At 65.8% G+C, this 14406-nt stretch carries 19 protein-coding genes; 5 read left to right on the top strand and 14 right to left on the bottom strand.

What is annotated here, in order from left to right:
- Window positions 1–2: 2 nt before the first annotated feature.
- From NKJ34_RS10755 to NKJ34_RS10735, 5 genes are all read right to left on the bottom strand, one after another.
- Entirely contained in the window at window positions 3–383 is a 381-nt protein-coding gene (locus NKJ34_RS10755; RefSeq protein WP_253738302.1) for a hypothetical protein, read from the bottom strand.
- Between the two features lie 88 nt (window positions 384–471).
- Window positions 472–1860, bottom strand: a complete 1389-nt coding sequence (thrC, locus tag NKJ34_RS10750) for a threonine synthase (RefSeq protein ID WP_425491813.1) — start codon at window positions 1858–1860, stop codon at window positions 472–474.
- 58 nt (window positions 1861–1918) lie between these two features.
- Entirely contained in the window at window positions 1919–2287 is a 369-nt protein-coding gene (locus tag NKJ34_RS10745) for a helix-turn-helix domain-containing protein (protein ID WP_253738301.1), read from the bottom strand.
- 37 nt (window positions 2288–2324) lie between these two features.
- Window positions 2325–2558: a DUF8001 family protein gene (locus tag NKJ34_RS10740; RefSeq protein WP_253738300.1), complete on the bottom strand. Its 234-nt coding sequence runs from the start codon at window positions 2556–2558 to the stop codon at window positions 2325–2327.
- 2 nt (window positions 2559–2560) lie between these two features.
- Window positions 2561–3268 carry a DUF5828 family protein gene (locus NKJ34_RS10735; protein WP_253738299.1) on the bottom strand — a complete coding sequence of 236 codons (708 nt, stop codon included), beginning with the start codon at window positions 3266–3268 and terminating at the stop codon, window positions 2561–2563.
- 171 nt (window positions 3269–3439) lie between these two features.
- Between NKJ34_RS10735 and NKJ34_RS10730 the strand changes: the two genes are divergently transcribed.
- From NKJ34_RS10730 to NKJ34_RS10720, 3 genes are all read left to right on the top strand, one after another.
- Window positions 3440–3958: a peptidylprolyl isomerase gene (locus NKJ34_RS10730; RefSeq protein WP_253738298.1), complete on the top strand. Its 519-nt coding sequence runs from the start codon at window positions 3440–3442 to the stop codon at window positions 3956–3958.
- Window positions 3959–4135: 177 nt separating this feature from the next.
- Entirely contained in the window at window positions 4136–4480 is a 345-nt protein-coding gene (locus NKJ34_RS10725) for a DUF5802 family protein (RefSeq protein WP_253738297.1), read from the top strand.
- 42 nt (window positions 4481–4522) lie between these two features.
- Window positions 4523–5434, top strand: a complete 912-nt coding sequence (locus NKJ34_RS10720) for a Vms1/Ankzf1 family peptidyl-tRNA hydrolase (RefSeq protein ID WP_253738296.1) — start codon at window positions 4523–4525, stop codon at window positions 5432–5434.
- Window positions 5435–5468: 34 nt separating this feature from the next.
- Here the strand turns inward: NKJ34_RS10720 and NKJ34_RS10715 are convergent, their stop codons facing one another.
- The 4 genes from NKJ34_RS10715 to NKJ34_RS10700 all read right to left on the bottom strand — a co-directional run bounded on the left by NKJ34_RS10715 (window position 5469) and on the right by NKJ34_RS10700 (window position 8388).
- Window positions 5469–5891 carry a universal stress protein gene (locus tag NKJ34_RS10715; protein ID WP_253738295.1) on the bottom strand — a complete coding sequence of 141 codons (423 nt, stop codon included), beginning with the start codon at window positions 5889–5891 and terminating at the stop codon, window positions 5469–5471.
- Between the two features lie 44 nt (window positions 5892–5935).
- Entirely contained in the window at window positions 5936–6424 is a 489-nt protein-coding gene (locus NKJ34_RS10710) for an FxLYD domain-containing protein (protein WP_253738294.1), read from the bottom strand.
- An 8-nt stretch (window positions 6425–6432) separates the two neighbouring features.
- On the bottom strand, window positions 6433–7455 hold the full coding sequence (locus NKJ34_RS10705) for a DUF7972 family membrane protein (RefSeq protein ID WP_253738293.1): 1023 nt from the start codon (window positions 7453–7455) through the stop codon (window positions 6433–6435).
- An 84-nt stretch (window positions 7456–7539) separates the two neighbouring features.
- Window positions 7540–8388: a PspA/IM30 family protein gene (locus NKJ34_RS10700; RefSeq protein ID WP_253738292.1), complete on the bottom strand. Its 849-nt coding sequence runs from the start codon at window positions 8386–8388 to the stop codon at window positions 7540–7542.
- A 178-nt stretch (window positions 8389–8566) separates the two neighbouring features.
- Between NKJ34_RS10700 and NKJ34_RS10695 the strand changes: the two genes are divergently transcribed.
- Entirely contained in the window at window positions 8567–9049 is a 483-nt protein-coding gene (locus NKJ34_RS10695) for a hypothetical protein (protein WP_253738291.1), read from the top strand.
- Between the two features lie 130 nt (window positions 9050–9179).
- Entirely contained in the window at window positions 9180–10292 is a 1113-nt protein-coding gene (locus NKJ34_RS10690; protein WP_253738290.1) for an acyltransferase family protein, read from the top strand.
- A gap of 7 nt (window positions 10293–10299) precedes the next feature.
- Here NKJ34_RS10690 and NKJ34_RS10685 read toward each other — a convergent pair whose 3' ends face one another.
- The 5 genes from NKJ34_RS10685 to NKJ34_RS10665 all read right to left on the bottom strand — a co-directional run bounded on the left by NKJ34_RS10685 (window position 10300) and on the right by NKJ34_RS10665 (window position 14310).
- Window positions 10300–10629 carry a transcription factor S gene (locus NKJ34_RS10685; RefSeq protein WP_253738289.1) on the bottom strand — a complete coding sequence of 110 codons (330 nt, stop codon included), beginning with the start codon at window positions 10627–10629 and terminating at the stop codon, window positions 10300–10302.
- Between the two features lie 24 nt (window positions 10630–10653).
- Window positions 10654–11430, bottom strand: a complete 777-nt coding sequence (locus NKJ34_RS10680) for a DUF8135 domain-containing protein (RefSeq protein WP_253738288.1) — start codon at window positions 11428–11430, stop codon at window positions 10654–10656.
- Complete coding sequence (locus NKJ34_RS10675; RefSeq protein ID WP_253738287.1) at window positions 11427–12353, bottom strand: hypothetical protein; 927 nt, start codon at window positions 12351–12353, stop codon at window positions 11427–11429. The genes NKJ34_RS10680 and NKJ34_RS10675 overlap by 4 nt, the downstream gene beginning before the upstream one ends.
- A gap of 100 nt (window positions 12354–12453) precedes the next feature.
- A complete protein-coding gene (locus tag NKJ34_RS10670) occupies window positions 12454–13290 on the bottom strand; it encodes an RAD55 family ATPase (RefSeq protein ID WP_253738286.1) in 837 nt (278 codons plus the stop codon).
- Window positions 13291–13332: 42 nt separating this feature from the next.
- On the bottom strand, window positions 13333–14310 hold the full coding sequence (locus NKJ34_RS10665) for a beta-ribofuranosylaminobenzene 5'-phosphate synthase family protein (protein WP_253738285.1): 978 nt from the start codon (window positions 14308–14310) through the stop codon (window positions 13333–13335).
- Window positions 14311–14406: the final 96 nt, after the last annotated feature.

Genomic DNA, 14406 nt, shown 5'->3' with positions numbered 1-14406 from the left:
CCTCAGAACAGTCCGCCCGTGAGCCGATCCAGCAGCCCCCGCTTGCTGGTCTCGGCGCTCGTGGTTTCGGCGGTCGGCGCGGTCGCTGCGGCCGTCTCCAACTCGGCGATCACCCGCTCGTAGCGGTCGACCATCGCCCGCTTGGACTCGTGGTGGCGTTCCAACTGGTTCCGGAGCAACTCGACCTGCGACTCCAGTCGCTGGATCTCCGCGTCGGCCTGCCGTTTCTCCTGCCGGAGCCGGTCGACTTCGGCTTCCAACTCGGCCCGCGGCTGGCGGTCCGACCGACGCCGTCGTCCCGACTGTTGGGCCGGCTGTGGGTAGGTCCGACTCCCACGCCCCTCATCGCGCACCGTCCCCGTCGGGAGTGTCGACGACCACATGTTCCGTAACATGTCGGGCACATACAAAATAGTATGTCAGACAGTCGCATGACAGTCCCGGTGGCCGTCGCTGGCCCCCGTTTGGGGGCTACTCGGTTTGCTCGCGGAGCTTCCGGTAGCCGAGATACGCGAGCCCGAGGCCACCGAGGGCCGCCACCAGCGGCGAGCCGACGGCGTTCGACACCCGTTCGGCGACGCGCCCGACCGTCGACTCCGGGGCGTTGATGTGTTCGAGGACGGCCTCGGTGTCGTTCGGCACCGGCTCGGGGTCGCCGCCGGCCTCGAAGGCGGCGTCGGGATCCTTCAGCAGGTGGCCGGTCGTCAGGCAGACGACCGACTCGTCGGCACCGATCTCACCCTGTTTGCGGAGCTTGCGGAGCCCGGCGACGGAGGCCGCCGAGGCCGGCTCGACGCCGATCCCTTCGCCCGCGAGCGAGCGCTGGGCGTCGGTGATCTCCTCGTCGGAGACCGAGACGGCAGTGCCGCCGGTGTTGCGGATCCCCGGCAGCGCCTTCGGTGCGTTGACCGGGTTACCGATCCGGATCGCCGTGGCGATGGTTTCGACGTCGTCCCACCGGCGGACCTCGTCGTTACCCTCGCGGACGGCTTCGACCATCGGCGCAGCGCCCTCCGCTTGGACGCCGGTGAGTTTCGGCACTTGATCCTCGTCGAGGGCGCCGCTCTGGACGAGTTCGCGGGACGCCTTGTAGAGCGCCGAGGTGTTGCCCGCGTTGCCCACCGGGAGGACGATCCGGTCGGGGTACTCGCCGTAATCGGCGTAGTGTTCTTCGAGGATCTCGAAGCCGATCGTCTTCTGGCCTTCGAGGCGGAACGGATTGAGGGAATTGAGCAGGTAGACCTCACCCATGGCGGCGAGGTCCTGGACGATGTCCAGACAGCTATCGAAGTTGCCGTCGACCTCCAAGATCCTCGCGTTGTGCAGGCTCGCTTGGGCGATCTTCCCGGCGGCGACCTTGCCCGAGGGCAACAGGACGAGCGTTTCCATCCCGCCGCGGGCCCCGTAGGCCGCCAGCGCCGCGCTGGTGTTGCCGGTCGAGGCGCAGGCGAGTCGACCGACGCCGAGTTCCTTGGCGACGCGGACGCCCACGGTCATCCCGCGGTCCTTGAACGAGCCGGTGGGGTTCATCCCCTCGTGTTTGATCCGGAGGCTGTCGACGCCGATCGACTCTTCGAGCCGTGGGGCCTCGTGGAGCGGGGTGTCGCCCTCCGGGAGGGTGACCCCGACCTCGAACGGCAGGCCGGCGTTGTACCGCCAGACGCCCCGGCCCTCGAACTCCTCGAACGTCGGCGGGTCGGCGTACCGGACTTCCAGCAGCCCGTCGCAGTCGTCACAGGTGTACCGGATGTCCTCGAAGGGGGCGAACTGTTCGCCACACTCGATACACTCCAGCCAGACGCCGTCGTCGTTCGCACAGCCCGGGGCCGGCTGGGCCGGGGCCGACAGGTCGAGACTCATTATCTACTTCTGATGTGGCTGGCGTAAAAAGACGGTCGGTTGTCGACTGCCCTGTCGGTCAGCCGCCGAACTCGTCGATGGCGTCGTGGACCGAGTCGGCCCACTCGTCGAGCGACTCGTGGAGCATCCCCTTGGCCGTCGGCAGGTCGACCGCGGTGTACTGGTAGACGTAGCCGCCGGGATCCAGCAGGCGGCGCTGTCGTTCGACCAGCCCCTTCTCCCGGAGCGTCGACAGCGAGCGGTTGACGTTGCTCCGGTCCCGGTCGAGGGTGCCGGCGAGTTCCTCGACGGTACTGCCGGGGTGATCGAGCAAGACGAGATAGGTCCGGCTCTCGTGGTCCCGGATGCCGAACACACACGAGAGGATGTGGGCGAACTCCGGCTCGGTGGTGCCCACGAGGGATTCGATGTCGGATGGGTCGCTCATGGATGGCTTTCGGACCGGTTCGGGGTAAAACTACGCGCTACTCGCCGTACCCCATCTTTCGGACACACTCCCGCATCTCGGCGGCGTCGCTGTGTTTGTGGAGCCGGGTCGGCGTATCGCAGTAGAACCACTCGCCGTCGTACCGGAGGCTGATCTCCCGTGGCTCCCCAAGCAGTTCGACGGTCACCAAGATCCGTCGGCCGGCTTCGAGTGCGTCGACGATCTCGGCGGCCGTCCGATCGCCGGGCTCGATGCGAAGCGGCTCGGCCATCGTCAGTTGGTCGTCGACCGGGTATCGTCGTCGTCCTGTGGTTCGGGCGGCTCGACGCCCTCGGCGGCTTCGACGCTTTCGGTCTCCTTTTCGGTCGTCACGTGCCAGCGATCGATCGTGTCCTCGTACTCGCCGAGTTGCTGGGAGACCGCCTCCTTGAGTTCGTCGTCGTTGACGTTGACCTCGAAGATGAACTCCTCCTCGCCGTTGCCCTGTGTGGTTTTTTGGATGTTGGCGCTGATCAGGTCGTTATCGAAGTAGTAGGGCGCGAGCTGTGTCATCACCTTTTCATACACTGTGGTCTCGACCGTCCGCAAGGCCTTCCGGCTCACCGAGTCGGCCGCGCGGGTGACGTAGTCGATCGAGTCCTGCCAGCGTTCGACCGCGCCCTCGTCGTCGCCGTTGCCGATCTTCTCGTAGGACTCCGAGAGCTTTTCGCCGGCCGTCCGGACGTCCTCGGTGGCTGCTTTCCCCGCTTTCTCGCCTTCGCCCTCGCTGACGCTGGCTTGGTCGGCCGTCTTCTCGTTGACGTCCTCGTTGAGCCGCTCGTGAGCCTTGGGTCGCCACTCGTTCCACTCCTTGAACGCGGCCGCGAACGGGTCGCCCTCCGCCGTGCCCGTCTCCCGGAGTGCTTGGGTGATGCGCTCGCCGTGTTCGACGACGTCGCTCCACTCACCGCGTACTTTGAAGCCGGAGATACTCTCTTCCATCGCGTTGGAACGCCCCTATGACGGCCGCCTACATAAACTTCGTTGACGGCTGGGAGCCCGACACACGGTTCGGTCGACGGCCCCGGCTGACGGTCCGGTCGACTGGTCCCGCCGACCGGCCCGTGCGCCCCGAGACAGCACTGTTTTCACCGTGCCAGCCAGTCGACCCGTATGGCAAACCCAACCGCGACCCTACACACGAACCACGGCGACATCACCGTCGAACTGTTCGAAGAGCGCGCTCCCAACACGGTCGGCAATTTCATCGGCCTCGCGACCGGTTCCAAGGAGTGGACTGACCCCGAGACCGGCGAGACGGTCGAAAACGAACCCCTGTACGACGACGTGTTGTTCCACCGCGTCATCGAGGGGTTCATGATTCAGGGCGGCGACCCCACCGGCACCGGCCGCGGTGGCCCCGGCTACCAGTTCGACGACGAGTTCCACGACGACCTCACCCACGACAGCGCAGGGATCCTGAGTATGGCCAACTCCGGGCCGAACACCAACGGCTCGCAGTTCTTCATCACCCTCGACGCGACGCCGCACCTCGACGGCAAACACTCCGTCTTCGGCGAGGTTACAGAGGGGATGGACGTCGTCGAGGAGATCGGCTCGGTCCGCACCGACGGCAACGACAAACCCTATGACGACGTGGTGCTCCAGTCGGTCGACGTCGAGTGGCACTAACTTCGGGTTCACCCCCCGGCCGACTCCTCACATACAACTACTCGCCGACTACTCTCGGTTCCCCGTCGACGGGCTGTACTCCCACTTGACCGACTGGCGAATCATCTGATTGCGGTCCTATATAAAACACCTCGACAACGCTTATCAGTCGTCATGGTATACCATGCCACGAATAGTATGTTCGAGCAATTCTCGGGCGGCTACTACCTCGGCAAACTGTACGTCGAGCCGCACGACGGCGAACAGGCAGTAATCCATCGGGACGACCACGAAGCGGTCAACGAGCAGTTGTATGCCGACGGCGACGGCATCGAGCGGCTCGACGCGCCGCTCGTGATGAAAGTCGATAACACACACTTCCCCGTCCACGGCGACGAGGGGGTGCCGTCGGGAACCCTCGCGGTACCGGCCGAACTGCTCGACGAGGCCGCACCGAGCCAGCGCGAGGTGCTGTTAGCGAAGGCCAACCGGGCGATGGAACTGCTTCGCTACTCGGGGTGGCAGCCGGCGGCCGGGACGTAAGCCGACCCAACGTTTCAAGTTCGCTGACTGCCCCCTTGGGGTATGCTTGACGAACTGCTCGGGCGGGCCGAACTCAAAGACCGTATCGAGGAGTTGGAGGAGGAGAAACACCACTTAGAGCGGCAGCTAGAGGCCGAATCCGAGCGGCGGGCCGATGCCGTCGCCGACCGCCAGCGGGCCGAACAGCGGGTCAACCGGCTCGAAGACAAGATCACCGAACTCGAAGACCGCCTCGACCGTACCGAACCGGACGCCGACGTCGACCGCTCGCCGCGCGGGACTGAATCGCTCCGTGGCGAGCGACTCGCCGCAGTGCTCGATCGGCTCCAGTCGTTCGAAACGGGGCCCGAGGGCGCGCTGACGGCCGCCCTCGTCGACGCCGAGGGTGGCCTCCCCGAAACGGTCAGTGAGGTCGCCGGCGATTGCGCCGCCCCGCTTCGTCGGGCGGCACCGACGATCTACTACACCGACGACGCGGGACTCGTCTCGGCGGCGCTCCGGCCACCGCTGATGCCCGAGGGCTTCGTCGACTGGGCCGACGCCTTTCGTGTCGAGGCGTCGTGGTTCCGACCGACCGGCACGCTGGTCTTCGGCGTGGTTCGGGCCGACGTGTTCGCCGTTGGCGTCTACGACGCGGGCGAGCGCGTCGCGTTCGACGGGTTCGAAAGTAACATCAAATCCGACCACTCGAAAGGCGGGTTCTCACAGGGTCGTTTCGAGCGCATCCGGAACGAACAGATCGACGACCATCTCGACGCGGCCCGCGAGCAACTGACCGATCACATCGAGCAGGCCGACCCCGACCGCGTGATCTTGACCGGCGAGCGGTCGGTCCTCCCGGATCTCGCCGACTTCGCCGACCACACCGCCAGCACCGACGCCGGTGGGAACCCCGAGGCGGCACTCGACCACGCGTTTCGTGACTTCTGGACGACCCGGTTAGTCCGTCTCTAACGTCGGTTGGCAGCCAGTAGCCGTCGACTACCAGCTATCGAACGACGGTGACCGGAACGGGCGACCGCCGGACGACGGTCTCGGAGACGCTCCCCAAGAGGAGCCGGGCCGCGCCATCCCGGCCGTGGCTCCCCATGACGATCTCGTCGATCGCGTTGTCCTCGGCGTAGCCGACGACTTCAGTGGCTGCCCGCCCTACCAGCAGGTCGGTGTCGACGATGCGGTCGGCACCGACGATCTCGCGGGCCTCGTCGAACAGTTGCTCGGCGAACTCCTGTTGTTCGTTTACCATTCCGGCCGTATCGGCGACCATCCCGTCGATATCTCCGGCCCCAGCGGCGGGATTCAGGACGTGGACGACGACGAGGTCGGCGTCGGGAAACGTCTCGACTGCGTACCGCAGTGCCTCCTTCGACTGTGGCGAGCCATCGAGCGGCACGAGTAGTGTTCGTGGCATTGTCCCGGTGTTCCCATGGCAGCTACTAAAATCATCGCGGCTGCTCACGCTGGCGTCCCGAGGACCGTAATATCGTAGGCTGCGATGTCGCCCGGCGCTTCGAGCACGATCACGGTGAACCGCCACGACCGGCCACCGTCGAGGCCACCGACGCGGTCGAGATACCGGCCGAGCAGCTGCTCGTCGCCGTTGTAGACACGCACACGGACCTCGCAGCGATCGATCCGGCTACCGGCTCGGTTGACCACCGTTCCCTGAACGGTCGCGCCGAGATACCCCGACTCGAAGACGAACGCGTGGTCGACGAGGTCGACGGCGCTCGTCGGTGCCACCGCGTCGCTGGGGTCGGTCGTCGCCTGTTGGGTCGCCACCGACAGCTCGGCGGGCGTTCGTGGCTCGGCATCCGCCGGGAGTTCGACGGTCCCACGCTCGTAGTCCCGCCCGCCGGAATCGTCGGTACAGCCAGCGAGGCCGACCGTGAGGACGCCCCCGACCCCGCCCAACAGTCGTCGACGGCTCGGTTTGCGATCCATCAGGTCCCTCATTCGACATCCGTCTCCCGTTCGGTCTCTCGCAGGATGAACGGCCCCATCGCGAGGGTATGTTTGGCGACGGTCGCGATCCGCAGGATGAAGACGATAAAGACGACGAACGGTGCGATCCCGAGTGCGAACCCCGCGCTGGCCAGCCAGACGAGGTTGTCGACCCCCAGTGTCGTTCCGTACAGTGTGGTCGCGTCGACGTACATGAGAAACACCCCAACCACGGCCAGCGCTGGTAGCGCGATGTAGAGCAGCGCCCGCGAGAGGTTGATCAGCTCCCACTGGAAGTACAGCGTCTTGAAGTGTTCCCGCGCCTCGCCGAAGAATTTCAGCAGCGAGAGCAGTTCGTCGAGCGCCGCCTCGGCCTCGGTCGACAGCGATTCGCCGTGGTGGTGACGTATCCGACGGGCGGCGTAGATCTTCCAGGAGTAGTTGAAGTCGAGTGCGGCCAGCATCACCTCGAACGTTCCGAACTGCGCGCCGTCGAGATCGTCTCTGACCGTTTCGGCGTTCCGGGTGACATCGTCGACGAAGTCGGTTACTGGTTCGGCACCCTCCGGGTCGTCGGCCGTCACCGTCTCACCGAGTCGGCCGGCCCGGTCTTCGATTCCACCGACGAGTTGGTCGAGAAACGCCGCAGGCTCCGGGTTGCTGACCCCGATCCCGAGTGTCGATTCGACGTCCGTCTGGAACCCCATCGCCTCCTGCATCCGGCTCCGCTGGTCGCCGACAGCGCCGAGTTCCTGTGAGAGTACGAGTTGGTTGATAGTGACGACGATCGAGGTGCCGGTGATGATCGCCCCGATGAACGGTGAAAACAGGTATCTGATCCCGTTTTGGCTCGCCGCGATCTCTCGGAGGGGAGCCAATCCGAGCCGACTCGTGACGACGAGAAGACAGAACACGACAGCGAGAATGACCGCGACGAGCAGCCACCGGTCGACCGCGATCAACAGGCGCATCCAGTACCGACTCCCCTCGGTTCGTGCTTCGAGACGATCACTCGGGGTTGAGTCGCTCATCAGGTGTCCTGTCCGACGGGCGAGACACCCAAAACAGTCCGGAGCTACCGAACGCCCGGACTGTCGTCCGCAGTCGACTGTGGCCTACGACTCGTCGTCTTTGAGTTCGTCCAGCTCGGCTTCGACCTCGCTGTCCTTGAGTTCGGCATCGACGTCGACGTCGCCGTCGGCGTTCAGCTCCTCGTCGAGATCGGTCGACGCCTCGGTGTCGGTGGTGGACTCCTCTTCGGCGGGGGCCTTCCCCATCTCGGCTTTCAGCGTGTCGAGTTCGGAGTCGACCTCCCGACTCGACGAGAGCTCGTCGAGCTCGCGGTCGATGCTGTCCTTGTCAGACAGGGCGTCGTCGAACGCGCCGGTGTCTTCGAGTTCGTCCATCGCCGCCGAGCGGGCCTCCATCTCGTCGGTCCGCTCCTCGGCGCGCTCGATCGACCGGGCGACGTCATCCATCTCGTCGCCGACGCCGGTCATCGCCTCCGAGACACGCGTCGAGGCCTCGGCGGCCTCGTAGCGCGCCTTCATCGTCTCCTTTTTCGTTTTGAACTCCTCGATCCGGCCCTGCAGTTCGTTCTTCTTGTCGACGAGGTTCTCCTGGGTGTTTTCGAGGTCGGCGATCTGCGTCTCCAACTCCTCGATCTGGCTCATCTTCGACTTCTTCTTTTCGAGGGCCTTCCGGGCCAGATCGTCCCGGTCCTGCTGGACGGCCTCCCGTGCTTGGCTGTTGTGTTTCTCGACGTTCTCTTCGAGCCGGCGCTTCTGGATTTCGAGTCGCTTCTTTTGGGTCGTGAGGTCGGCGATCCCCTGTTTGACGTCTTGGAGTTCGTCACGCATCTTCTCGTAGGAGTAGTCGAGCGACTCGCCGGGGTCCTCGGTCCGGTTGAGGATCGCGTTGATCTTCGACCGGATAACGTAGGACGCACGCGAAAGGATTCCCATAGCCGCCTTAGGGACACCGACGGCATAAAACCTGATACAGTGTGTCTCGTGGCGTCCCGTACCCGACCACCTCGCCGGTCCCGATCGGCTCCGACGGCCGTCGACCCGATACAACGTTCGTGATCATCTCAGGGTAAAGATATATGTCGATTGGGTACTCAGTACCGAGTAAATACTTATGTCCACCCACCGCGAGTCCATCGAGGACCACACCCACAAGCCGGAGCCGACGTCGACCGTCCCTGCCGAACCCGGTATCGTCTCCGAATCCGACACCGACGACAACGCGAAACCGAACACACCCTACGGTAGCGAGGGGATCGTCTCGGAACCGGATACCGACGACAACGCGAAATCGAACGCGCCCTACGGTAGCGAGGGGATCGTCTCGGCGCCCGATACCGACGACAACGCGAAATCGAACGCGCCCTACGGTAGCGAGGGGATCGTCTCGGCGCCCGACACCGACGACAACGCGAAATCGAACGCGCCCTACGGTAGCGAGGGGATCGTCTCGGCGCCCGACACCGACGACAACGCGAAGTCGAACGCACCTTACGGTAGCGAGGGGATCGTCTCGGAACCGGATACCGACGACAACGCGAAGTCGAACGCAGCGTACGGTACCCAAGACGCCGTCGACGGGACCGACGAGGCGTAGCGCACGGACCGACGAAGCGGCGCGGCCACTGCTCGCCGTCGGCCGGAACTCTCGTTTTCGAGACGGGTAGCCTACATCGGATCGGTTCGGGGCGAAAATACCCATAGCCGACAGGCTGCTTAGTCGAGGCATGGGCGATCGGATCTACAGTATCGACGCGCTGCGGATCGTCGCTATGGTGTTTATCGTCATGATCCACACTGACCCGTTTGCGGGGCTCTCACGCGCCGGGAACGCGGTGACGTTCGTGATCAAGACCACCGGCCGGTTTGCGGTACCGTTTTTCTTCGTCACCTCGGGCTACTTCTTCGCCCTGAAGGCCGCCGACGGCGATCCGGCCGCCTACGTCTCCGCCCGGGTCGCCTCGTTGGGCTCTATCTACGTGTTCGGACTCCTCCTCTGTGCGCCGACGTTCCTCGCCGGGCGACTCGCCCGCGCTACTGTCGAGGGACGCTCGCTCACCGCGACGACCACCGAGAGCCTCGCCGAGTTCGTCGATCCCCTCGACCTGTTGTACTACGGCACCTCCGTCTCGGAGATCCTCTGGTTCCTCCCCGCGCTGCTGTTTTCGCTCCTCTTGGTCGCCCTGTTTATCCGCCTTGATGCGGCGAGCTACGTGCTCCCGGTCGCGGCGACGTTCCACGTCGTCGGGCTGCTGGGCTCTACCTACACGATGGTCGTCGACGTTCCCTTCGAGATCCGGGACGCGTTGTTTTTCGGCTTCTTCTATACGAGTCTGGGGTACACGATCCGTACCCGGAGGTGGGAGCCGAGCGCCGACCACGGGCGGCTGCTCGCGGGGCTCGTCGTCGTGTTCGCGGTCCTCCAACTGGTCGAATTTTACGTGCTTGGCTACCTGCTTGCGGGCGAGGCCTTCGGCGCGTCCGTCTACGCGCCGAGCTACGGGATCGCGACCGCGCTGCTGACGGCGTCGTTGTTCCTGTTCCTGCTGTCGCGCCCCCGGCTGGGCGTCGACACGCCGCTCCCGTCGTGGGGGATCTACGCGGTCGGCATCTACGTCGTCCACCCGGCGGTGTTCGCGCTGATCCGGGCCGGCCGCGACGTCGTGGAGACGATGGGCTACCCGATCTCCGAGACGATCATCTGGCACCTGCTGTTGACGCCGACGCTGTTCGTCGTCTCGTGGCTGGGCTATCTGGCGGCCGATCGGCTCCGCGTTATCGAGATCGGCGGCACCCACTGGCCCGGCGGGCCGTGGCTACGGGCGATTCGGTCCGGGTAGGCCGTGGTTAACTGTAGTCCCGCCAGCGGTAGCCGCACTCTTTACATTTGAAAAACCGGGTCGGTGGCTCGTCGGCCGCGCCGGTCTGTTTGATCGTGTACCACGCCTCGCCGTGGCCGCACTCCTCGCAGGTCACGTCGTCGGCGGTCGGTTTCCCCTCGAACTGGTCGCCCTCCTCGGTTTCGATCAGTTCGTCGCCGCTCTGGGACTCCGTCGACGTGAACTGGGCGGCCAGCTCGGTGTCCTGTTCGGCCGTCGACCCGCAGTCGTCGTTCGTACAGACCATTTGGCCGTCCTCAGAGCGCATCATCGAGCCGCAGTCGTCGCAAAATTGCATGCCCGCGGTTGGGGCTCCGGACAGTTAATCCCCGCCGTCGAGGATCGTCCGATCCGGCCCCGTCTCGGTGACCACCGGGCAGTCACGCACCCGGAACCGGCCGTCTTCGACGACCTCGACGATCGTGGTCCCGGAGTGGGTACACCCCACCTCGGGGGGATCGGTGAAGTAGGGACACTGCTGGCAGTACTGACGTTTGTCGACCAGCGTCTCGTCGCCGTCTGCTCCCGGGCCGGCCGCCGGCTGGCCGTCCACGGAGCCGGTCTCCGACGTCGCACTCGGTTCGGCCGCCGCCGACTCCGCGGCTGTGGCGGCGCCGGCCGTAGTAGCGTCGGCCGCGGTCCCGCCGCCGGGCAGTTCGTCCCACAGCGCCTCGCCGTCGATGTCCGAGACATCCATCTCGTCGAACGCTTCGTCGGCGTCCGGCGGCTCCTCGTCGTCGGCCGGGATGTCGTCGATCGACGACTCGGCGGTCTGCGTCTCGGTATCTCGGTCGGCATCCGGCGCTCGGGTTGTTTCGTCGAGCGGTTCGTGGTCGGTGCGTGTCGCTTGGGCTGTCTCGCCGAACGGTTCCTGGTCGGGCTCGGGCGTCTCCGCGTGGGATTCGCCCGCAGGGTGTGTCTCCTCGGGTGTCACCGGCTCGGCGTCGCCAGCGGATCTCCGACTGTCGGATGCGCTCGGCTCGTCGCTGTCGACGATTGTGGCGTCGACGACCTGTTCCTCGTCGGCGGGGTCGGCGCTGGTGAAATCCTCGATTTCGTCCCAGACCGACGGCTCATCGTCGGGGTTCTCGTCGCTCATTGTTGTCTCTGGGTGTCGTCGGGCTCGAAGGCCTGTTCGGTAGTCGAGCCGGCTTCGAGGGCCGGTCGGTCGGCGATCGTCAACCACGCGGATTTGAAGAACATCGATCCCGGTTCGAGGCCGTCGAAGACGCTCCGGCAGTGCGGACAGGCGGGCTCGGCCAACAGCGGCAGCGAGACCATCTCGCTGCAGTTGTCACACCGGGCCGATTCGATATCCTCCCGGGCGGCGGTTTCGAGCAGTTCCGCCAGCGCGGTCTGGTGGGTGACGTGGCTCTCGATCCGCTGGACCCGCCGCCGCAGGTCGACGACTACCTCCGCGAGCCGGTCGGCCTTCGACTCGACCGTTCCGACCGACTCAGACAGCGAGCCGACCTCTCCCTCGGCCGCCTCGAACCGATCCTCGAAGTCGGCTTCGAGTGCCGACAGCTCCGCCTCGAGGGCCTCGACCGACTCCGATAGCTCGTCGACGCTCCCGGCGTGTGCCCCCAGTTCGTCTTCGACGGTCTCGATGCCGGTTTCGAGTTCGTCGAGCCGCTCGTCGATGGCGTCGTGACTGTGATCGGCCGGCGCACGCGCCCGCGCCTCTTTCATCACGTCGACGATCCGCGACCGGAGGTCCTCGACGTGGGCCTCGAGGTCGGCCTCCAGTTCGTCGATCCGCTCGGCTCCGGCGTTGGCCTCCAGTTCGTCGATCCGCTCGGCTCCGGCGTTGGCCTCCAACTCGTCGATCCGCGACTCCAGCTCCGAAAGGAATTCGTCGGCCGCCTCGTCGGCGTCGACACCGTCGGCAAGCAGCTGATAGGATGCGACCGCACGAGCGAGCACCGTCTCCCGGTTCTTTCCGGTTTCTTCCGTGTATGCCGCGACCCACTCCTCGAGTTCCGACGGAAGTGGCCCCGGTTCTTCCTGCTCACTCGCCATTGATATCTACCTAACAAGCCCTAAACTTAAAAATCCATGATAAATGAATGGACACGATCCCGGAATCGTGTCCACATATAGTTATGTTCTGCTTACCGGATTATCTGATCTTGCGGACGTTACTGAGGTCGTAGCCGCCCTCGTGGATTTCGCTTTCGAACTGCACGATGTCTTCCTGTTCGAGCCGCGACAACACCCCGCGGAACTGTTTGACGACCATCACCCGTGCGCGCTTAGAGCCGCCGGTCTCCCAGGAGAAGTCGATCGTCCCGCTGGCGGCATCCGAGAGCTGTCCGCGTCGGGTCGGCGTCAGCGTCTCCTCGCTGGCCAACACGAGGATGAGCCCGCCCCACTGTGCAGCGGCGCGTTTGAGCCCGCGGATCAACATCGGGATGTCCTGCCATTCGAGGTCGTCGCCGATCGCACTCAGGAGGTCGGTAATGGCGTCGAAGACGATCAGGTTCCCCGAAGCGTGTTCGGTCAGATAGTCGCCGAGCGCGCTGAGGACCTTCTGGCGGTTCCCTCCACCGCTGAGATCCGAGAGGTCGGTCGTCCGGCCCAGATACCAGTCCTGTGGGATCCGGCTCGACTGGAAGTATTCCACCGAGAGGTCCTGATACCGGATGTTGTCGATTGCGGCGTCGACGATGTCGTCCGACAGCGTGTAGCGTAGCTCCTGTTCGAGCGTCGACTTCGCCGACGTAAAGGAGATGTAGTGGACCTCCGGCGGCAGTCGGGAGCCTTCGGGGACCTCGCCGTAGTGGAGATCGAACAGCTCGCTGTCCGTCTTGGCCAGCGCGTTCATCGCCGCGCTCGTGTAGACGAACTCCCGGGCTCCCGCCCCCGCTTCGCCGGAGAGCAACACGACGCTGCCGGGCGGTGCACCGCCCTCGAGCAGCGAGTCGAGCCGGGAGATGCCGAACGGAATATCTTCCATGGCTACCACTATTCGGGCCGCTTTTTATCCGTTACGCCGATCTTACGCCGAGTAGTCACTGCCTACGGTGCGGGCTCCTTCGTTCCGCCCGGCGGCGACCACCACCTCGCCGTCGAGGCCGGCGGCTGCGAGCGCTCGTTCGGCGGCCTCGTGGGCCGCCTCGGCATGGTCGACGTCGGTCACGCCGTAGACGGCGGGCCCCCACGACGACTGGCCGGCCCCGTAGACCGCCGGTTCGGCACTGAGGGCATCCACCAACTCGCCGACCGGCGGGCGGTAGACCCCACCCTGCTCGTCGGCGTACCACGTCCCGTTGAGTCGGCCGATCTCGGCGACCGCGCTCCCGAACCGGTCGGCACTGCCGGTGGCGATCGCCGGCAACACCTTTCGAGTGATCGTGCCGGCGATCCGGTCGGCGGGGGCGGGATCGGCCCGCTCGACCACGCCGCGGATGCTCTCGTCTTCGGCCGCGCCGCTGCGGCCGGGGTCGGCGGCCGGCAGGACGACCAGAAACCGCCAGTCGTCGGGGATCGGGTGGCGCGCCGCGATCGGCGGCACCGTCCAGTCGCCGTCTGCCGGGCGGTCGGTGGTGAACCGCGCCGTGGGGTGGCCGCCGTCGACGACGAACCCACCCCGTTCGAAGGTCGCTACGCCGATTCCCGACCGCCCGCCCCGCCCGAGATCGGGCGCGAGCGCGCGCACGTCGACCGTTCGCTCGTAGGCACCGCCGACGGCGACCGCAACCGCGAGCGCCAGTTGGGTACCGCTGCCGAGGCCGACGTGTTGCGGGAGCGGGTCGGTGACGGTAACTGCCGCGCCCGGCAGATCGAACAGCTCACAGACGGTTTCGACCGCCGGCACACAGCGCTCGGGAGCATCGATCGCCTCGGCTCGGCTGGCTTGCAATGAGAGCCGCGGCTGGTCGAGGGCGACGCCGAGGGCTCCGTACAGCCGTTCGTGGGCCAACGAGAGGTTCCCGAAGCCGAAATGTAGCCGCGATCCAACGTCGACCGTCGTCATACCCCCCGTTTGGACCGCGCCGGTATTCGGGTTTCGACGGTGGCAACCGTCGGCGGCGTCTCCTCGACCGGCGATCGGCCCCCGTTTGGCGTCGAC

Origin of the sequence: Halohasta salina (assembly GCF_024178165.1) — an archaeon.
Lineage (GTDB): Archaea > Halobacteriota > Halobacteria > Halobacteriales > Haloferacaceae > Halohasta > Halohasta salina.
Note: the sequence above shows the minus strand (reverse complement) of the source record. Positions and strands in the feature narration are given on the sequence as shown.